Consider the following 21,616-nt stretch of genomic DNA (forward strand, 5'->3'; position numbering starts at 1 on the left):
CTGTGGGTGGCATCAACAATCGTACGCTTTTAATAGCAGCCATAATGGTGAGCTTGGGCTTAATATTTATTGCCAAGCTTTTTGTATTGCAGGTGTACGATACATCCTATAGCATGTCGGCAGAAAGTAATACCCGACGTAAGGTAACCCAATACCCCTCGCGCGGATTAGTCTATGATAGAAATGGTAAATTATTGGTTTCAAACCAGGCCGTATATGATGTAATGGTTGTTCCGCGTGATATTGTGGCATTTGACTCAACCGATTTTTGCGCATCGCTTGATTTAAGCATTGAGCAGTTAAGGGCGCGATTTGTACAGATGCGTAAAGACATCCGTTCACGAAAGATATCAACCTACAAACCATCTGTTTTTATGAAACAGCTATCGGCAGAGCAATACGGTAGCTTTCAGGAGAAACTATACAAATTCAAAGGTTTTTTTGTTCAGGGGCGTACTCTACGAAAGTACGAGCACCCATCGGCGGCTCATGTGCTGGGATACGTGGGCGAGATTAGCGAAAACAAACTCAAGAAAGACACCTATTACTCGCAAGGCGATTATGTGGGCATTAGTGGTATTGAACAGACCTACGAAAATGAGCTAAGGGGTAAAAAAGGTGTGAAGTACATGCTTGTGGATGTACACGGCCGTGAAAAAGGTGCTTTTAGAAATGCTAGACACGATACAGCAGCCATTGCTGGCAAAAACATTACCCTTTCGTTAGATATTGCTTTGCAACAGTATGGCGAACAGTTGATGAAGAATAAGATTGGAAGTGTGGTGGCCATTGAACCATCAACAGGTGAAATATTATCACTCATTTCGGCTCCCAATTATGAACCATCCTTATTGATTGGTCGTGATCGCTCTAAAAACTTTCCGGTATTATTACAAGACACCTTAAAACCATTATTGAACAGGGCCATTCAATCGGCCTATCCTCCAGGATCGACGTTTAAAACTATTAACGCCTTAATTGGCTTACAGGAAGGCACGCTGAAGCCCTATAGCACTCACGAATGCTTTATGGGTTACTTTACACGAGGTATTTCCGTAGGTTGTCACTTACACGATTCGCCACTTGACTTATCGCAATCGGTACAACACTCGTGTAACGCCTATTATTGCTATGAGTTTAGAGATATATTGGATAATCCTAAATACGAAAACATACAAGAATCGTTTAATGTGTGGAAAGATTACCTGGTGAAATTTGGCTTTGGCTACCGATTGGGAGCTGACTTTAGAAATGAAGTACGTGGCTTTGTACCGAATGCCAATTATTTTGACAAGGTCTACAAAGGAAGCTGGGACTCACGTACCGTCATATCCTTATCCATTGGTCAGGGGGAGCTATTAACCACTCCTTTGCAAATGGCCAATATGTCGGCCATGATAGCCAACAGAGGACGCTTTTTTACCCCGCACATAATAAAAGATATTGAAGCAGAAGATATTGATGAGCGCTTTTCGGAGATACATGAAACAGACATTGATGTGCAACACTTTGCCCCTATTGTAAACGGAATGGAATTAGCTGTTTGGGGAGGTGCAGGAAGTACGGCGCGCATCGCTCAAATACCAGGCATCACTATTTGTGGTAAAACGGGTACTGCACAAAATCCGCACGGCGATGACCACTCGATTTTTATGGCTTTTGCTCCCAAGGATGATCCGAAAATTGCCATAGCAGTTTATGTTGAGAATGGTGGGTTTGGTGCAACATGGGGCGCTCCCATTGCCAGTTTAATGGTTGAAAAATATTTAACGGATACCATATCCACCCCCTATAGAAAATGGATTGAAAAACGCATGTTGGAAGGAGACCTGATTAATGGCGAGCAGAAACTACAATAAAAATATCGACTGGATCACTGTTGGTCTGTACAGCCTACTTGTATTATTTGGTTGGCTAAATATTTATGCGGCCAACTTTAATCCTGAAAACCCCATATTTTTTGATACCAGCAAAGAATATTTCAAACAGTTGGTATGGATCGGTTTCTCTTTGTTTTTTGTTGGTATGATACTCATTACCGATAGTAAGTTCTACGTTGAGTTTGCCTATATATTTTATGGTATTACCATCCTATTGCTCATTGTAGTTCTACTTTTTGGCAAAGAAATAAATGGAGCCAAATCGTGGTTTGAGTTGGGCCCAGTACGCTTTCAACCTGCCGAGCTTTCGAAAATGGCCACCAACCTGGCTGTTGCCCGTGCTTTAAGTCGTTATGGATTTTCTTTTGGTAAATTCTCAGACCTCATTAAAGCAGGTGCCATTGTACTGTTTCCAATGCTATTGATCTTACTTCAAAACGACACTGGCTCGGCCTTAGTTTACAGCGTATTTATCATCGTGTTTTACCGCGAAGGTTTAACGGGTTACATTCTTACCTTTGGCTTTATAGCCGCCATTGTTGCCACTTTAACACTAATGGTTCCGAATGCTACTATTATTGGCCTTATTGTTATTTGTGTATTGGGCATTATGTATTTTAAAGGTGCCCGAACCGAGTTGATAAAAGGAATTATTGCCGGTGCAGTTCTTCTGGTAGTGAGTTATGCTGCTTATCGATATGCAAAACTCTCACTAGAACTTGAATACGTGCTACTGCCTGCTGTATTGCTTACCAGTGGCTATTTGCTATATACGACACTTGCCAAGCGCATTAATAAATTTATCCCCACCTATTTGTTAATCATGTGGAGCGCTATTGTATTAACGGTATCTGCCGATTACTTTTTTGAGGATGTACTGTCGCATTACCAACGCACACGTATTAATGTGTTACTAGGTATTGAAAAAGACCCTCTTGGAGCTGGATATAACGTTAATCAATCGAAAATTGCCATTGGATCTGGAGGTTTAACAGGGAAAGGTTATTTACAAGGAACACAAACGAAGTTTAATTTTGTACCAGAGCAATCAACCGACTTTATATACTGTACCGTTGGGGAAGAATGGGGCTTTATGGGATCCACCGCTGTTGTTGTTATCTTTTTAGCTTTGCTCTTACGCCTACTATACCTGGCAGAACTCCAGCACTCAGCCTTTAGTCGGATTTATGGATATGGCGTTGCAGCTATCTTCTTTTTTCACTTTGCCATTAACATTGGCATGACCATAGGTTTAGCACCTGTAATTGGTATTCCCTTGCCGTTCTTTAGCTATGGAGGCTCGTCCTTATGGGGTTTTACACTGTTGTTATTTGTGTTTTTAAAGCTCGATACCAACAGAAACGAGCTTATTCGTTAAAAATACTTAATCATTGAAAGTATTTTTTTAACATTTCATATTCACACTTTCATAAGTATCTGATTTAGTTTATATTTCACCCATTACTATCTGAAAGTTGAAGAATTTTGATTTAATTTTTTATTTTCCTACTTTTGCGGCACGTCATTTGTAATGATAGACACCCTGAGACTCTCGGTTATGTTGCTGTGGGAATGGAGGTTAGCAACTCTCAAAAATAGCCGGTCTTGGAATATTAACAAATGATTCCGCACGAAATTTGCCGAATCAATAAAAAAAGAGATTGCTTATGAAGTATAGTATTTATGCGCTGCACAATTATCGACAAATTCCACAAATAGAACGACTTACAGAAGAGGACATCTTCAGCATAGAAGTAGTTGGAACGGTATTACCATTTAAAACCAACAGCTATGTTGTTAATGAATTGATCGATTGGGATAATTATAAAGAAGATCCCATTTTTATCTTGACTTTCCCTCAAAAAGGCATGTTGGAAGAGGAAGATTTCAACCACATGGCTAAAGTTCTGAAAAGTGGAGCCGATAAAGCATGCATAAAGGAAGAAGCAAACAAGATTCGTGAAAAGCTAAATCCACACCCAGCCGGGCAGATGGAATACAATGTACCTGAATTAAACGGCGTTAAGCTAACAGGTGTACAGCACAAATATGACGAAACCATGTTGTTCTTCCCTGCGCAAGGACAAACATGTCATGCTTATTGTACTTTCTGTTTCCGTTGGCCACAATTTACCAACATGGACGAGATGAAATTCGCCATGAAGGAAATAGATTACGTTATTGAATACCTAAGACAACATCCTGAGATTACCGACCTGCTAATTACTGGTGGCGACCCAATGGTGATGAAAGGCAAAATGTTAGATACTTACCTAACAGCTTTAATTGATGCCGACATTCCTCATTTGAAGAATATTCGTATTGGCTCTAAAACTTTAGGTTTCTGGCCTTATCGTTACTTAACTGACAGCGATGCCGACGAAGTATTGGCTGCTTTCAAAAAAGTAACTGACGCTGGTATTTCATTGGCCTTTATGGCTCACTTTAACCACTACCGTGAGTTAGAAACTGAAGCTGTACAAGAAGCTATTAAGAAAATACGTGCTACAGGTGTGCAAATTCGCACCCAGTCGCCATTATTAAATAACATTAACGCCAAACCAGAGATTTGGTCAACAATGTGGCAAAAACAAGTAAGTTTAGGTTTAATTCCTTACTACATGTTTATTGCTCGTGACACTGGTGCTCAAAAATACTTTGGCGTATCATTGGTTGATGCCTGGAAAATTTTCCAAAAGGCTTACCAAAGTGTAAGTGGTATCTGCCGAACAGTACGTGGACCAAGTATGTCGTGTACGCCAGGTAAAGTACGTATTGTGGGTGTTACTGAGGTGAAAGGTGAAAAAGCCTTTGTTCTTGAATTTATTCAGGGACGCGAAAGCAACTGGGTAGCTCGCCCATTCTTTGCCAAGTACGATGATAAAGCTGTTTGGATGGATGACTTAAAACCAGCATTTGGTAACTCAGAGTTCTTTTTTGAGCAGGAGTTTTCAGATATGTTTCTAGGATAATCATTCGAAACAAAAATATTTCAAAAGCAGAATTACTTCGGTGATTCTGCTTTTTTTGTTTAGGAACAGATTCGCCCTTATCTTGGTAAACTAGTTTAGATATTTAGTTTAGAGGACAATGATTAGACCCTATTTTGAAGAGCAAGATTACCAGGGCATTGATTTTACTTTGGAAGAGTTAAGCCAAGGTGAATATGAGAATTGCTTATTTACCAACTGTAAAATGGCCGAAATATGTCTAAGCAATCATCAGTTTACCGATTGCCAGTTTATCAATTGCGATTTTAGCAATGCGCAAATTACACATACGGTTTTTAAAGATGTTCGCTTTAAGGACTGTAAACTCATGGGTTTGCAGTTTAACGAATGCAACGAGTTATTCTTCTCTGCCAGCTTTGACAATTGCCAGCTACCATTAGCATCTTTTTACAAGCGGAAGCTTAAAAACTGTGCATTCATCAATTGTCAACTCCATGAAGTTGATTTTGCTGAGTGTGATTTAAGCAAAACAAAATTTGTTGATTGCGATTTGAGCAACGCCTTATTTGACAATACCAACTTGTCAAAAGTTGATATGTCGAGCTCTTATAATTTCACCATCGACCCAGAAAGAAATAACATTAACAAAGCACAATTTTCAAACGACCAGTTAATTGGATTGTTAGGTAAATATCAGCTGACTGTGAAACAATAAAAAGCTGAGTTCAAATAGCTTTCAGCCACAAGCTTTTATTACCTTTGCCAGCGTTAAAAATCAGGCACATGTCAGAACGTTATAAAGTATTGGGTAGCTTAATTTTATCCATGATTTGCTGGGCTTTTTCATTTGTATGGATAAAGCAAGCTTTTGCATCGTTTAACCCCTTAACCATTGTGGTGATGCGATTGACTATTAGTGCAGGACTTTTGTTTGTTATACTAAAGCTTCTAAAGCAACTGGTATCCTTACGAAAGGCCGATTTAAAATGGTTCATACTTCTGGCTTTTTTCGAGCCCTTCCTTTACTTTATGGGCGAGAGTTTTGGTTTGGAATTGGTATCATCAACAGTGGGTGCCGTTATAGTTTCTACCATTCCACTGTTTGCCCCTATTACCGATAAAGTATTTTTTAAAAGCCGCATTAGCTGGGCCAATATACTGGGCATTTTTGTTTCGTTTGCCGGTGTTTTGTTACTAATATTTAAAGATGATTTTTCATTGGCAGCGCCTCTTAAAGGCATCTTACTGGTGTTTTTAGCTGTATTTGCCGCTCTGGGTTATTCGGTAGTTCTCAAAAAAGTGCCCAATCATTATAATTCGGTTAGCATCATCATGTTTCAAAATGCTATTGGATTGGTTTATTTCTTGCCGCTATTTTTCATTTACGATCTACCAAAACTTGGCGATAAAGTAATTACTGCAGAAGCTGTTTATGCAGTGGTAGCCTTGGCGGTAGTGGCATCGTCATTAGCGTTTATATTTTTCACTTATGGCATGCGAAAAATTGGCATCACTAAAGCCAATGTATTTGTTAACATGATACCTGTTTTTACAGCCGTACTTGCTTGGTGGGTATTGGGCGAAGTATTAACATTTCAGATGTTATTAGGCATTGCCATTGTCATCAGTGGTGTATTTGTTTCACAAATTAAAGTCAGAAAACGTGGCATTTGATCCTCAAAAACTTGATAAAGATGCGCGCAATAAAGCCAAAGAAAACAAGGCATTTCTGGCTAAACTAAAAAAGAAGCGCCCCAAAAGTTTAGATGACGAAGCACAGCGTTTGCATGTGGAGGTATTTGAATATACCGATTGCTTAGAATGTGCCAATTGCTGTAAATCCATCAGTCCCATCATAATCGACAGGGATATTGATCGTTTGGCTAATCATTTGCGAATGAAACCCAAGGAGGTTATTGAACAGTACCTGCTTTTGGATGATGACGGCGATTATATTTTTCGCGAAACACCGTGTCCATTTCTCATGCCTGATAACTATTGCATGGTATACGAATCGCGTCCTCGCGCCTGTCGGGAATACCCGCATACCGATCGAAAACGCTTTTACCAGATTACTTCTCTTACCTACAAAAACACCTTTGTTTGTCCAGCTGCATTTGATGTGGTGGAGGGCTTAAAGCCAATCTTTGATAAATGATTTGATTAAGGACACTATTTTAATATTTTTACCGTTTTAGTACTTACGATGAGGGGAAGAACAGTCATTTATATACTTACAATTGCGTTTTCTTGCATGTGTCAAATGGGCATGGCTCAGCAAGCAGGAAGCAGCACCTATGACTTTTTGAACCTAACTAATTCAGCTCGTGTGGGCGCATTAGGTGGTAATCAAGTGGGTATGAATAGCAAAGACGTTAGTTTGGTCTTTCACAATCCGGCTAACTTATCGCAAGACCTTCATCAATCTTTAGTTTTTAACTACGTGCCTTATGTCAGCGATATTAAAATGACGTATGCAGGCTATGCCCAAAAATTTGACGGCATAGGAACATTCGGCCTCAGCATTCATTCACTCAACTATGGTACTTTCGACAGAGCGGATGTGGACGGGAATCTCAATGGCACTTTTTCAGCTGCAGAGTATGCTATTAACCTTAGTTACTCAAAAGTATTATCGCCAAAGTTAAGAGCAGGTGTTAGCTTAAAACCCATCATTTCGAATCTGGAACAATACAACTCTTTTGGGTTAGCAGCCGATATAGGTTTATTATACCACTCCGAAAATCAACTCTTCTCAGCTGGTATCACATTAAAGAATGTTGGCTCACAAATAACCACGTATAACGATACTTACGAACCACTTCCTACTGATTTACAAATTGGATTAAGTAAGAAACTGGCCCATGCCCCATTTCGTTTTTCAATAACGGCTCAGGATCTATTTGATTGGAAGATGAAGTACAAGGTGGAAGATGGCAACGGCGAAATTATAGAAGATGCGGGCAATAGTGGCGGTGGATTTGACCAGCTAATGCGTCACATGATTGTAGGAATTGAGTTAGTACCATCGGATAACTTCTATGTGGCGGTGGGTTACAATCATCGTCGAAGACAAGAATTGGGTGTCAGCGATAAAATGTCTACTTCCGGATATTCATGGGGATTTGGATTTAGAGTGCATAAATTCCATTTCGCCTACGGCTCGGCGCGCTACCATTTGGCAGGTTCTTCCAATCATTTTAGCATCTCTACACAGTTATCAAACTTCAAGAGATAAAGCTACTTTTCAATAACCTTTGGTGAATATTAGCATAAGCCATCAATTTGATTATTTTTGTGACTCGTTCTACACACAACTTAATCATGGCTATATTTAAAATTGACGTTCCGGATAAAAAGCTGGAATTTATTCTTGAATTGTTTAATAATATCAAATTTCTGAAATATCAGGCTATTGAAGCTGAACCAACAGCTGATATTAGTGAGAGAAAGAAAGCAACGCAAGAGCTTATATCGACTCTTTCGCCCTCATCAAATGGGATCCAACAGGGAAAAAGCGTCAATGATATGGACAGCTTAATGGCGGCAATAAAAAAGGTACAAGATAAGCGAACTGCTAAATGTGAAAATGTTCTTTTTCGATTTCCGCATAGTACCGAATCCAATGCAGTGCCAATTAGCTCAATCAACCATTTGCGCACCACTATTGAAAGTTACTTTCGAACGAGTATTACTGGACTTTCATTCCATCGAAACAGAGATGAAGCCTACGAAATGGATCGATTCAAAGTCATTATCAAACTATCTGATGAATCGGAAGTAAAAGCGGGCTATTGTAATGCAGAAATAAATTAAGTACCAGCTATCACGTTTTATTACTCATCTTGTTTTTATAGGGCGATATAAGAATACGCAAGGATTGGTCGCGAGAGAAATAGCTTTGCGCCCAATTAACAAAAATGAAAAACCTGTTTTTTACACCTACTATTGCCATTAGATGAACAAAAAGCCATAAGAACCAGGCAAAAACGCCCGAAAAACTGATTCCTGGCAAATCAGCAACTGCCATGTTGCGCCCGATGGTTGCCAAGCTTCCCTTATCGGTGTATGTAAATGGTTTCCATGAGCCTTTGGTTTTGAGGTTAAACGCCAAACAATTAGCTTGCTGAATAGCTACCTGCGCCACCTGCGGATGTCCAGCCTCATATTTTTTGTCGCCAAAAACTAAACAGGCATCTCCGATGGCAAAAATATTTTCAACTCCCAGTACCTTGTTATACTTATCAACCTGCAAACGATTACCTCTGCCATAGCTATCGGCTCCAATTCCATTCGTTCTTCTGCCTGAGACTCCAGCTGTCCAGATTAAATTTTTAGTGTATAATTCGTGCTTATTTTGCAATGTGATTTTATCGCCGTCGTAATCGGCAATGGCCGTATTTAAGTTAACCTCAACCCCAAGCCTATCCAAAAACTCGAGAGCCTTAGTGCCAGATGATCCCGACATACCATTGAGCAAACGAGGACTCGCTTCATATAAGTATATTTTCATCCGACTAAAGTCCAATTCCGGATAATCCTTGGGTAAAACATACCGACGCATCTCAGCTATTGAACCAGCCAACTCCACTCCTGTTGGGCCTCCTCCTACAATCACAACTGACATTAATTTAGCTTGCTCCTGTGGGTCTTCCGTAAGGTTGGCTTTTTCAAACGACGACAAGATTCTATTTCGTAAGTTAATGGCCTCAGCTGTACTTTTCATGGGTAAGCTATTAACCTCCAGATTAGTATTACCAAAGTAATTGGTATTCACCCCATTGGCAAACACCAGATAGTCGTACGACAGTTGACCAGCTTTGGTCTGTATTTGTTTAGCTGCCACATCAACTCTCAACAACTCGGTTTGCCTAAAATGAAGATTGCTATGTGTTTGAAATATTTTACGAACCGGAAACGAAATAGAACTTGGCTCAATACCCGAAGCCGCCACCTGATAAAATAATGGTTGAAACTGATGGAAGTTTTGCTTGTCGATGACCACCACCTGATAAGGAGATCCACTCAATTTACGGGCTAGTTTTAATCCGCCAAAACCGGCTCCTATAATTACAATGCGCTGTTTATTATTACGAGGTAAATTAAAGTTGTTTTCCATGGTTTCTTATGTCGTTTTCATCAAAACACAAGTGTCCACAGAAAGTTTATTTATTTGAAGAAAAAAATCGTTAATAAACTTTAAATAGGAACTCCCTATTTTTCATTACTATGAATCTTTACCTTAAACGTAAAATATTTTTGGCACACATAACTGTAGCCCACCACCAGAATTGTGGTTAATATTTTTGATATGGTTGGGTATAATCCAAGAATCTCAACAAAAACTTTTAATAGTATATAGTTAAGAATTATACTGCCCAATACGGTTAAGGCATATCGGATTAATTGCACCCTACCTTTCAAATTTGAATCGGTAAAAGTGATGTATTTAGATAATAAAAAACCTGTTGCAAAGGTAATTGGGAACACAAAGATAAAAGCGGCAATATGAGGACTTATAGCGAGGATTCCGGTGTGAACAATCTGTTTATCAAGAATGAAATTGTAAGTGATAAAATATAAAAGGATATCAAAAGCTGTATTCGCTCCACCGCAGGCGGCATAGTTAAATGTTTGGCGGGGTAAGTATTTTTGAAATGGTTTATAAAACCAATCTAATAAAAAAAGTATGAGTCTTTTGAGCATGCTATAGCTTGAAATCTGTACGAAACAAAGCTACATAAATTTCTATTGTGATAAGGTATTCATGCTGTTTTCGTCACAGCAAGTCACTACTGAATTAAGCAAGCCAACAATAATAACTAATTATGTAAGCAGACTATATGCTTAGAACAATCCAGGTAAGAACAATGGCCACCAACATAAATAAACCAATATCCTTAAAACGATTTATTACAACAGATTGCAATACGCGCTCCTTGGCGTTGTCTACAAATTGTGGTTCGCGGGCTTTTGAATTTTTGGGCATGACAATATGATAATGTGTAGGTTGATGGTTTAATTTGATTTTAAAAATAATAGTTATCGACAATAGAACGCTGAAAGCTGCGTGAGAGTTGACGAACACACCAAAATCAATGACCAACACACTAAATGTGACGATAAACAAAGCCCCTCATGCATCTTGTGCATAAGGGGTTAAAGACGTTTCTGAATTCATTTCTTATTCTCCGGCTTTATTTACATGTACCCATTGTCCAAGTATACGTGCCGATACAGAACTATTATACATTGCTTCACAGCTAATTGCAGGCAGGTAATAACGGCCAGTATAACTTGCATTCAGCAACACAACAAATTTCTTATGCTTACCTCGGTCCAGATCAAAATATGAATACACCCTATCATCGCGATAATCACGATAATCAGGTTGGTTTAATTCGTGAGCTGATTCAATGTTTTCCATACGGGTATTTCGGATTTCCCAACCTGATGGGAAAATTTGAGTCAAGGCCAAATTATTAACTTGACCAAAATTACCAGGATTCTTAACAGTTACTATGGCCATAAAGTCAGTGCCCTGCTCCATGTTTGCCACATCAATGACCGAACCATTCATCGTTTTATACTCCACATTTACATTTAGGTTGGAAGCTACTACAGTTTGATCACTTTCCGCTGGTACTCCTTCCATAATTACACGAGCATACAATAAACCATCTGATAAATTATCAATCCTTAGCTCACCATCCATGTTCTCGGCATCCAAGTCTACCTGATACAATGGCAATTGCGAATTAACCTTTTCATCTTGACCATTGCATTGCCATTCGAATTTGAACTGTTTGCTTACCCCTGATTCGCCAATGAATTTAGATACTGCCAAAAGACAGTAGGCAGTTGTTTGTGTACTCATCCATCGCTGACCAGATAAGGCTTTGGACATGTTCTGAAGTAGTTCGGCGGCTTCTTTCTTTTTATCCATCAAAACAAGTGTTTCCATTATCATGGCCATGTCGCGTTCTTCTGAACCATAGGTATATGAATTATCGCGTTGATTAATAACACTCATCGATGTTTCGCTTATTAAGTCTTGAGCCACCTGCCCATGCCCCGCCAAAGCGTAAGCAGCAGCTAAACGCCAGACTGATTGATTGGATAAGCTGGATTGATTACGCATTCGGTTCATGGCACTTAACTCTGGTTCTCCAGCCAAAGCCAATGAATACAAACGATAGGCCTGTGCCAAATCACGTCCGCGATAAGAGCTATTTCGTCGCCATTGACGTGCTTTTCGTTTCTGATAAGTAATCCATTTATTTTTAAATCCCACAGGCAGGATATACCCTTTCTTTTCGGCCTCCAGCATAAAATGTCCTGCATACGTTGTACCCCAATCGGAAGACTCGTAACTACCTAGCCAATATCCCAAACCTCCATCGGAACGGATAAAACCCGCTAAACGGTTAATGGCAGCTTTTATATTCTCACTGGTTTTAGCCGCCAATTCGTCGGCATTATCAAGCACATCGGCAAGGTATAATTGAGGAAATGCAGCAGACGTTGTTTGTTCGACGCATCCGTGTGGATAACGCAATAAATATTTTAATCGTCGACCAAAATCCAATGGAGGTAGTGCCGAAACCTCAAGCGTAATTTTATTTGTCCCCGCCATTCCAGGTAATTGATAAGGAAGAGAAGCACTCTTGTTACCATCAATTACAGTACTCTCAATGGTGGTAATTGGAGGATTCGGATTTCGTACTTCAATCTGAATTTCATCTTTGGCTTTTTCGTTGCCCGATGATGCCAATACTTTTACCTGACCAATACCAATCAAAGGATTAACTTTTAACTTAAAAGTTACTACCTGCTCACCCTCTTGATCGAAATTTAATTCTTTGGTACCCTCACCAAAAACTTCCATCAGTTCATTACTCTGCACATGCACTTTTACGTTCTTAATGCCCTTTTTCATGGCAAAAACAGTAACAGGTAAATCAACGGTTTCATTGGGACCTAAAACACGTGGTAAAGTAGCTAAAACCATCAGCGGATTACGAACGGGCGTTGTTTTCTCAGCTTCCCCATAAGCAACGGCCGAAGATGCTACTACCATGGTGCGTACCGATCCTACATAACGCGGCATTTGAAAGCTGTGCTTTTGAGTATCACCCTCCTCCAAATGAAAAGGTCCGAAAAACTTCACCATGGGTTTAAATCGATTGGCCTTTTTACCGCCTTTTTTACCATCTAATTCGCCATCGCCTCCAATACTGAACATTTGCTCAATCTTTCCGCCGTAGGCACCAATTACATCATCGTATAAATCCCATGTTTTAACGCCCAAGGCCTCGCGAGCATAAAAATGATTCCATGGTACAGGCGTTTTAAAACGTGTTAAATCAAGCAAGCCATCTTCAACAACAGCCAAAGTATAATTCATGGCTCGCCCATCGCGCTCACTAACCTTTATGCTTACTTCCTTTTCAGGCCGCAACTCATCTGGCATTTCTATCTGAGGATAAATGTGAGATTGAGGATCCTCAGCCACTAATGGAATGACTCCATACATGCGTATTGGCAGATTATTAACTGTTTGCGCATGGGGTTGCAGCAAGGTCAGATGCACATAAGCATTTGGTGTCATCTCCTTTGTTACTTCAAAACTAAAGCTATTATCTCCTTTCGTTGGTGTTATCCACCAACTGTTTAGCACTTTATTACCCGTTTCAATGCTGACTAATGCTCGCCCCTGCCCCGAGGCTGGAAAACTAATTGTGGCCTGTTCTCCCACTGTATATTTTTTCTTATCGGCATTAAAAGCTAACATACTGGCCGAACTTGGATCTTTCTCTCGACTATTACCAGCCCAGCCAGGCCAATCGACATAAACAGTTTGTCCAGTGGCATGACCATGCACATTGTCCACAACTCGAATTAGGTAGCGTCCCCATTCGGGATAATCAACCTTGAAATTAAACTGCCCCTGACCGTTTATTGTATTCAGCTTTCCACTAGTCACCAGGTTTTGATGACGAGTGCCCACGTAGCTAGCCAAATCATCGGCCGAAGACTCCCACCACCAGCGCCAGCTAACTTTATAGACATAATAGGATAAACCATACAAGCTTTTAGGCTCGCCTTTTGCGGATAGACTGACGACTTTAACCGTATGGGTGGTATCAGTTAATAACATTCCCCGTTTATCGCCTGTTGGTGCTTTTACCCCTACAAAAACAGGATAAGGTGCATAAGGAACAGTAAAACGATCGATGCTAAAATCGCCACTTTCTTCAAACACACGTGTAATAAACGATGCTTTGAGCATACCTGGGGCAGCTTCTTTAACATCTATAGCAGCCTTTACCAATGCTTCGCCATTGCTATCTAATTGTCCCTCGTAAATAGTGCTTTCCTCAGAACTAAATCGTCGTGATGGATCATCGAAATGATAATCGCTATATTTTTTAAAGCTTGTTTTACTTTGGTTAAGCGTTACTTTAACATCGGCTTTTAAATGACGCGCAATGGCACCATGCAACCAATTAACCTTCATCGTACTTAACGATTGATCTTCTGGCACCAGCAAATCAGTATCAAAATCCAGTTTAATTTTTAAGCGATTGGGCTTAACCATTTCTACTCGTAGGCCTTTTTCAAAAATACTACCACCAATTTTAATTCGCGCCCGCCACATTCCAGTTGGAGCATCCTTATTGGTAGAGGTTTGAAACACATACAGGTTGTTTTCATTAATTGCTTGAACTTGCCTGTTAATGGTTTGTCCGTGCGGATTTACCCATTCGAATACAATCGGATGATTGGCTGGTAAAGCCTCTCCTTTGTTCTCAAGAATAAAGGAAACAAACAAAGTGTCGCCAGGGCGCCAAACACCACGTTCTCCGTAGATGAAGCCTTTCATGCCCTTTTGCACCTGCTGACCACTTACATCAAAACGGCTTAATGATAAAGAATTTCCATCATCAAGACGCAAGTATCCGCGCTGCTGATCGTTTTTAGCAATCAACAAAAATGGCTTTTGTGACACCTTTATGCGTGCTAAACCTTGGGCATCGGTTCGCATTTTGCCAACTAGCTGCATTTGGTAATTAAATACCTCGAGTTCTACACTTGCCAAAGGCTGTGTGGTGCGTAAATCGTTAACTGCAACCACCACTTCTTTATCTGTCCCTTTTTTAGCAATAATACCAATATCGGAAGCCAAAATATTACGACTTACCACCTTATTTCTGTAATACATGGGCGAACAAGGGTTTTCACGCTCTCGCCAATCGTAGTAATAATTATCGTTGTAACTATCCCAATAAGAACTATAATATTCTGTTGGCTGATCCCAATAAGCTATGTCTTCCTCTGTTAAACCAGCCCCTTCTACTTCCTGTTCATCCGCTTCTACTGCATCGCCACATGGATAAACGCTATCTTTCTTACGAATTTTTAGCTCGATATGATAAATCGCTCCTTGCTCAGGTGTAATTAAATCAGCCAAATTAAGTGAAAAGGTATTCCATTGGGTCAGATCCAAGCTTCGGTCATTATCTAATGGAATTGTTTTTTTGAATATTAGTCGACCCGCACGACGCAACTGGTACTGACCATCCATGCGATTAACCTGAAGAAAATTGGCGACATTGTTTTCAAATATCTTCACAATGCGCACCTCAACACTTCGAATGCTAACTGCCTTAAATGGAAAAATTAAGCCACTTGATGTTGGTAAGATGGAACCTTTGCCCAATAATTGAACGTCGGGCTTTGGCGTTTCAAACACCATATCATAGCTGGCCTCAGCTTTATGCACATACCCCAGCACATTTTTAATTCCCTCGTTAATGCTCACTTTATGCGAACCTGTTAAACGAAATGACGGATATACTTTTACCCTATTTCGCTCTATGACATAACGCAGTTGGGGAGCATCACTGATGTCGATCAAGCCATTTAAGTTCTGTTGCTCGTCCAATGGATCTGAGAAGATGACTAAAACATGCTGATCGGGCTGCATCACAACTCGAGTATCAATCACTTTAAAGTCTGTTAGCGATGGAATATCAATGTCATCGCGATCTGATTTTTCTACTCCAATGGCTGATCCTTTGTATTCAATCTGCAGTACACTGCTTTGTTCGCTTCTCTCAACTCCTTTTATCGCGAACTGGTGTTGTTTCTCACTGCTTTGATGTTGCCATTTAATCGTAAGTGACTTCCCGTTTTGAGATGCCACCAACATATCCTCAACCCGTTCATCATCGATATAATCAGCTAGATTTATATGTCCACGATAAGTATTCATTTTTAGCTCACTGACAACATCGGGCTCCAAGCCAATGGATTGTACTCTGAAATTCTGTTCTATAACGCTAAAACCAAACTTAAAAACATCATGCTCATCAACAAAAACCTTCGATAAATCAAGCTCCACCTTAAAAGAAGCTCCCGATGGCAGCCTTTCATCTGGAATAAACTCAAGTGTATACTTATCCAACCAGGACAACTGCCCATTGATATTCGGTTGTATTTTTAAAAGTTTTTTATCGGCTGCATCGCCAGTTTGAACTCCTTTTACTGATTCGGAAAACTGAACTTGTACTCTGCCCTCATTAGAAATAACGCCAGAAGTAAAAGCGCTTACTTTTGAATTAAAAGCAACCTTATCATTACTTGTTTCGGTTTTATTACCACATGCATAACATAGGAGTACAAGCAGATAAATAGATGCAAAAAGTTGAATGTGTTTAAACATAGTGTTTAGGAATAATGATTTGGCTTAAAGTTAATAAAGACTTGAATGAGCCTATGAATTAGTGCCATATATTTTTTCAATATTTAAGCTGAGTTCTTACAGTTTGCAATAGTCTTGTAAATATTCAGCATTAATAACCCTTAACATGCATGCGTTAGTTTAATTAATCACACAAGTTATTAATCACCAGACTTAAACTCATTTATTGAGATTAGTTTAAACGTCTAATTCGAATCCAATTTAAGTATGTTCTATATGTAATTAAGGAAAAAATTCTTAATTACACATCACTCTTAATCTGCAACTTAGATAGCGATAGTAATAAAAGTAAAATTTACTCGTAACCATAGTTGCATGCTGCCGTAATAGCGGATAAAGACATCTTATTATCGACTTAGTGCGATAATTATTGGGGAATCACACACATAACTATGAAAAATCTAAACTTCAGAACAAAGCTGATACTAATTGCTATTGTTCCAATATTTGTAGCAATCGGAATTGCTATCTACGTTTCATCTTCAATGCTTAAAAAACAAGGTATTGAAACCTTAGAACGTAAAACAAAAGCCATACTAAGTCGAATGGAAGCCGTACGCACATATGTCGCTACCCAATTCGACATTGCAGAGGAAATTAATGAGTTAAAGTCTAAGCATCCAGATGGCAATATACCTAAAGAAGTGAAAATAAGCATGCTCAAAAAGGTGCCTATTTTTGCATCTATGGCAGTGGGCGAAAACAACACCGAAGATGATAATTATAAATTTCGAGTAGCCTCAGCCAGCGCGCGTAACCCTAATAACTTAGCCAACAAACAGGAAGCTGACTTCATCAAGCAATTCGAAGACGATCCCAGTTTGGTATCCTTAAGTCATAATAATACATCGAGCAATGAACTATGGGTAATGCGCCCAGTACGTTTATCCGAACAGCAAGGTTGCCTGCAATGCCATGGAGCTCCTGAAACTAGCCCTTGGGGCAATGGCAAGGACATACTTGGATATGAAATGGAAAACTACACCGATGGGCATATTGTTGGTTTATTCATTATAAAATCGAGCCTTGATGCCAATTCAAACGATGTGCAAGCCAATATTAGAGCTGCTATTTACAAAATCATACTGATTATGCTATTCGTATTACTAATAGTGGTATTGATTAGCCTCTTGTTCGTACGAAATACAAGCCTGAAGATTAAGGATATTATTAGGATGAATAAGATGTTGGCTAAAGGTAATTTATCACAAAAAATAAGGGTTAGCGGCAATGATGAATTTTCACAAATCGGACGAAATCTAAATGAGATGGTGGACTCGATTAAATCGGTTGTTACATCAGTGAGCCAAACAGCTGCTCTGCTCAATAATGAAAGTCAAAATACCCAGGTCATTTCCAAACAACTTGCCGATTCATCAAGTTCACAAGCTGCTTCAGTGGAAGAAATATCTGTATCGATGGAAGAAATGACAGCAAACATTGAAGCCAACGGACAAAATGCCTATTCAACAGAACAAATTGCCAAGGAATCAGCCACTGAAATTAAATCAGGCAACGATTCGTCGAACATGGCCATCACGTCAATGAATATTATTCGACAAGAGCTATCAAGCATTGAAGAAATTGCCCAACAAACCAATATCCTGTCACTTAATGCATCGGTGGAAGCTGCAAGAGCAGGCGAATACGGAAATGGTTTTGCAGTTGTAGCGGCTGAAGTACGCAAATTGGCCGAAAGAAGTAAAGATTCGGCATTAAATATTAATAAACGTTTTTCCGATGGCATGGAAGTAGTTACCACTACGGCCAATAAATTGTCTGAATTAGTGCCAGAGATCAATAAAACCTCTGAACTGGTATCTGAAATTGTTTCTTCAAGCCGCGAACAGGGTTCAGCCGTTTCTGAAATTAACAATGCCATTCAGGTCTTGAATAATTCAACACAATCCAATGCTCAACTGGCCGAAAACATGTCAGATAAGGCAATTGAACTCAACCATTCAGCCAATGAATTACAGGAACGCATTTCCTTTTTTACTTTTGAAAAATAAAGTGGTAATATTGTATAAGTCCCCTTTTCACATTATTCAAACCTAATGCTTAATGAGTCCATTAAAAATTACATATCAACGAATACCTTTTGAGTACAGGCTATCGATAGCTTACTTGATAATTGGTGCTTTATGGATTTTATTTTCGGACAAAATTGCTGGTAACCTTTCGGATAATGAAGAAATGCTTAGTCTGATACAACTATATAAGGGTTGGTTTTATGTCTTATCAACAGCTGTAGCCTTGTTCTTCTTTAGTCGCTTGCATGCACGACGCTTGCGAAAAGCTGAGAACATTGCCAAACAAAATGAGAAACTTAAAACGGCCTTTATTGAGAACATATCGCATGAACTAAGAACACCAATGAACGCCATTATTGGCTTTACTGAAATAGCCCAAACAGAAGGTGCCACAGACGAAGAAAAGCATCAGTACCTTGAAATCATCCTCAACAGCTCAAAGCAATTATTATCAATTGTAAATGATGTTATGGATACCTCACTGCTAGAATCGGGCAATAGCTATGTACATAAAGAGATATTTACATTGGATCAGATGCTTGATAGTGTTCATGCCTACTTCTCGCCATTAATGCGAGATAGCGTTCATTTAAAAATAAATAGAATTGGCTCTAACCTAACTATTAATACCGATAAGGAAAAGCTCACACGTGTATTTCATAACTTGGTAAACAATGCTATAAAGTTTACTCACAAAGGACAAATTGAAGTTGGTTATCAGATTAAAGAACGTGACATTTTATTTTTTGTGAAAGATACAGGAGTCGGCATACGTGAGGAATTACACCATTCAATATTTGAACGCTTTAAACAAGCCGAAATAGAACTATCCAATAGAACAGGTGGTACGGGTTTAGGCTTATCCATTTGCAAAGAGATACTCCTTTTGTTAGAAGGTAAAATATGGCTCGAGTCGCAACCGGGTGAGGGCACGCAATTCTATTTTTCGATGTCTATTGATAAAATAAGCGCCTAACACCTATCGCGTTTTTTGATTGAGTTCAACATTCTCACCTTTCACTTTATATCCAATAACTTCACCCTCTTCGTTATAATACTTTTGCATTTTAACAGATTCCTTAGAAAGGAAATTCATGACTTTAACACCACTTTCTACCAAGGCTAATGAAATGGATGGCGACTTCTGTTCCTCATCAATTTGCCTATAAATATTAGCCAGCTCAGCACTTAGTAAATTATTATTTAAATACTGTGGCATCATCACATTTAAACCGTGCTCGTATGCATTTATTCGTTTGGGTGTTAGAGAATGTATAGTGGTAATGCTGCTCAAATGAATCAGCTGTTCGGCAAATACCTCAACAACATCTGCTATCTGCTCTTTCTTCTTCAACTCCATCGGATCATTGGCAAGTTTTAAGATACTATCTTTTGATGGCTGTTGTTTTTCAACCAATACCTTCTCAACAATTTTTGTCTCAGCCAGTATGCTTCCGTTGGTAGTCGAGTCGCTTTGATTAAGTATTGTGGCCTCCAATGGTATATTTGTATTGGTATCTTGCATCATCCATACCGATAAAAACATGGCAACAATTATAGCTGCGGCAACTGATCGATTAAGCAATACCTGTTTAATTGCTGGTATCAATACAAAACGAATATGTTTTCGCTTGTCTGAATAACGAAGCGAATGATCAGCTTTTAATTGAGTTTTTGAATAGTCCTGTATTTCTTTATCGAGCTGATTATTATTGCTTTCAACTAATCGCAGCTGTAACAACTCATCCTCATCCAAACCATCCTCAAGGTTTTTAATTAACAGATAATCTTTCACTGGCAAATCAAAAGTATCCGCTGGATGCTTCAACAAGGATTCCTTAGCGCTAAAAATACCATCTGCACTTTCAACTTTTAGTTGTAGATCAATATCAACATCTAAAGCATCTTTATACTCGGGATACAATTCAAAAAAACGAACCAATTGCTCGCTATCTTCAGAAGAAATAGTTCCCTCGAGATAATCAAGCACATATGCTTCGTAATTATTTTTATCAATTGTCATCATACCAGTATTTCTATTTTCCCAATATACTCTTTCAAGAATTTGCGAGCTCTAAAAATATATACTTTTACTTGTGCTTCGCTTAATTCACAAATCTCACCTATTTCTTTATAGGAGTAGCCTTCATAATCGCGCATCATCACAACCATTCGTTGTATATCGGGTAAGCGTTCAACAGCCTTGTGCAGCACCTCGTTTAAGTCGGAATACGATTCATTGTGCGCATGGGTTCTCACATTGACCTCGGTCCAGGGGGCTTGCTTTTTTTCTCGTCGGGTTAAATCTATTAAAGTATGGTAGGCCGCCGAAAACAGATAACTTTTTACTTTTAAGAAATCAACCTGCTCATGTTTTTTCCATAATTTCTCATAGGTATCCTGCATGATATCTTTTGCTTTATCCTCATCCTTAATACTCTTAAGAACAAAGCGATAAACACCATCGGAATACTGATTTACGGCTTGGTTAAATTCTTTTACTGTCATACAACTTACCTATAAGACAATGATAGGACGCACTAGCTCTTATGGATGTTACACGGTTATGCTAATTTTTATTATCTCCTTTGTTTTATTTTAAATTGTCGATAACCATAAAATGGGATATCACTCACCATAAAATTATCGATACGCGATGATTGTGGACCTTTTCGGCATTCGATTAAAAAATGATGAATATTTTCACTCTCTCCTTCTGCATCTATTTCAACCTTTCCATCGGGCAAATTTTGAACAAAGCCATTTATATTTAAGTCTCGGGCACCATTAGCAACAAAGTACCGAAATCCAACCCCTTGCACTCTTCCATCAACAATTATTCGAACTCGTTTCATATACTCTAATTAATTACAAGTTTTTAAGCCACTTTATTAGTGGAGCTATTAATATTTTTCTCTCTCGGATCAAGACATATATAATCCTGACGATATGGTGTTTTGTTTTTAATGACGCTGTAAATAGTTC

17 protein-coding genes are annotated in these 21,616 nt (G+C 39.1%); 10 read left to right on the forward strand and 7 right to left on the reverse strand.

Annotated elements, in window-relative coordinates; translation table 11 throughout:
- Positions 1-2: 2 nt before the first annotated feature.
- The 8 genes from mrdA to FNN09_RS18320 all read left to right on the forward strand — a co-directional run bounded on the left by mrdA (position 3) and on the right by FNN09_RS18320 (position 8,647).
- A complete protein-coding gene (mrdA, locus tag FNN09_RS18285) occupies positions 3-1,859 on the forward strand; it encodes a penicillin-binding protein 2 (protein WP_143303932.1) in 1,857 nt (618 codons plus the stop codon).
- On the forward strand, positions 1,837-3,258 hold the full coding sequence (rodA, locus tag FNN09_RS18290) for a rod shape-determining protein RodA (RefSeq protein ID WP_143303933.1): 1,422 nt from the start codon (positions 1,837-1,839) through the stop codon (positions 3,256-3,258). Before mrdA ends, rodA begins: the two co-directional genes overlap by 23 nt.
- Before the next feature lie 289 nt (positions 3,259-3,547).
- The gene (locus FNN09_RS18295) at positions 3,548-4,852 is read left to right on the forward strand and encodes a KamA family radical SAM protein (protein WP_143303934.1); all 1,305 of its coding nucleotides are present in this window, start codon (positions 3,548-3,550) and stop codon (positions 4,850-4,852) included.
- Between the two features lie 118 nt (positions 4,853-4,970).
- Positions 4,971-5,546 (forward strand): pentapeptide repeat-containing protein, encoded by a 576-nt coding sequence (locus FNN09_RS18300; RefSeq protein ID WP_143303935.1) that lies wholly within the window; start codon positions 4,971-4,973, stop codon positions 5,544-5,546.
- Positions 5,547-5,614: 68 nt separating this feature from the next.
- Positions 5,615-6,505 carry a DMT family transporter gene (locus FNN09_RS18305; protein ID WP_143303936.1) on the forward strand — a complete coding sequence of 297 codons (891 nt, stop codon included), beginning with the start codon at positions 5,615-5,617 and terminating at the stop codon, positions 6,503-6,505.
- On the forward strand, positions 6,495-6,989 hold the full coding sequence (locus FNN09_RS18310) for a YkgJ family cysteine cluster protein (protein WP_143303937.1): 495 nt from the start codon (positions 6,495-6,497) through the stop codon (positions 6,987-6,989). The genes FNN09_RS18305 and FNN09_RS18310 overlap by 11 nt, the downstream gene beginning before the upstream one ends.
- A gap of 48 nt (positions 6,990-7,037) precedes the next feature.
- Positions 7,038-8,069 (forward strand): type IX secretion system protein PorQ, encoded by a 1,032-nt coding sequence (gene porQ / locus FNN09_RS18315; RefSeq protein WP_143303938.1) that lies wholly within the window; start codon positions 7,038-7,040, stop codon positions 8,067-8,069.
- An 86-nt stretch (positions 8,070-8,155) separates the two neighbouring features.
- Positions 8,156-8,647, forward strand: coding sequence for a hypothetical protein (locus FNN09_RS18320; RefSeq protein WP_143303939.1), 492 nt, complete (start codon positions 8,156-8,158; stop codon positions 8,645-8,647).
- 10 nt (positions 8,648-8,657) lie between these two features.
- Here the strand turns inward: FNN09_RS18320 and FNN09_RS18325 are convergent, their stop codons facing one another.
- The 4 genes from FNN09_RS18325 to FNN09_RS18335 form a co-directional block, all read right to left on the reverse strand.
- Positions 8,658-9,950 carry an NAD(P)/FAD-dependent oxidoreductase gene (locus tag FNN09_RS18325; RefSeq protein WP_143303940.1) on the reverse strand — a complete coding sequence of 431 codons (1,293 nt, stop codon included), beginning with the start codon at positions 9,948-9,950 and terminating at the stop codon, positions 8,658-8,660.
- Positions 9,951-10,045: 95 nt separating this feature from the next.
- Positions 10,046-10,537, reverse strand: coding sequence for a GtrA family protein (locus tag FNN09_RS18330; RefSeq protein WP_143303941.1), 492 nt, complete (start codon positions 10,535-10,537; stop codon positions 10,046-10,048).
- 133 nt (positions 10,538-10,670) lie between these two features.
- Positions 10,671-10,820 carry a hypothetical protein gene (locus tag FNN09_RS21215; protein ID WP_185969058.1) on the reverse strand — a complete coding sequence of 50 codons (150 nt, stop codon included), beginning with the start codon at positions 10,818-10,820 and terminating at the stop codon, positions 10,671-10,673.
- Between the two features lie 195 nt (positions 10,821-11,015).
- On the reverse strand, positions 11,016-16,559 hold the full coding sequence (locus FNN09_RS18335; protein ID WP_143303942.1) for an alpha-2-macroglobulin: 5,544 nt from the start codon (positions 16,557-16,559) through the stop codon (positions 11,016-11,018).
- A gap of 431 nt (positions 16,560-16,990) precedes the next feature.
- Between FNN09_RS18335 and FNN09_RS18340 the strand changes: the two genes are divergently transcribed.
- Positions 16,991-18,610, forward strand: coding sequence for a methyl-accepting chemotaxis protein (locus FNN09_RS18340; protein ID WP_143303943.1), 1,620 nt, complete (start codon positions 16,991-16,993; stop codon positions 18,608-18,610).
- 52 nt (positions 18,611-18,662) lie between these two features.
- The gene (locus FNN09_RS18345) at positions 18,663-19,607 is read left to right on the forward strand and encodes a HAMP domain-containing sensor histidine kinase (RefSeq protein ID WP_143303944.1); all 945 of its coding nucleotides are present in this window, start codon (positions 18,663-18,665) and stop codon (positions 19,605-19,607) included.
- Positions 19,608-19,610: 3 nt separating this feature from the next.
- Here FNN09_RS18345 and FNN09_RS18350 read toward each other — a convergent pair whose 3' ends face one another.
- The 3 genes from FNN09_RS18350 to FNN09_RS18360 all read right to left on the reverse strand — a co-directional run bounded on the left by FNN09_RS18350 (position 19,611) and on the right by FNN09_RS18360 (position 21,486).
- Positions 19,611-20,657: a hypothetical protein gene (locus FNN09_RS18350; protein WP_143303945.1), complete on the reverse strand. Its 1,047-nt coding sequence runs from the start codon at positions 20,655-20,657 to the stop codon at positions 19,611-19,613.
- Entirely contained in the window at positions 20,654-21,139 is a 486-nt protein-coding gene (locus FNN09_RS18355) for an RNA polymerase sigma factor (RefSeq protein ID WP_143303946.1), read from the reverse strand. Before FNN09_RS18355 ends, FNN09_RS18350 begins: the two co-directional genes overlap by 4 nt.
- A 71-nt stretch (positions 21,140-21,210) precedes the next feature.
- Positions 21,211-21,486, reverse strand: coding sequence for an acylphosphatase (locus tag FNN09_RS18360; protein WP_143303947.1), 276 nt, complete (start codon positions 21,484-21,486; stop codon positions 21,211-21,213).
- Positions 21,487-21,616: the final 130 nt, after the last annotated feature.

The organism is Carboxylicivirga sp. M1479, from assembly GCF_007097485.1.
Taxonomy (GTDB): domain Bacteria; phylum Bacteroidota; class Bacteroidia; order Bacteroidales; family Marinilabiliaceae; genus Carboxylicivirga.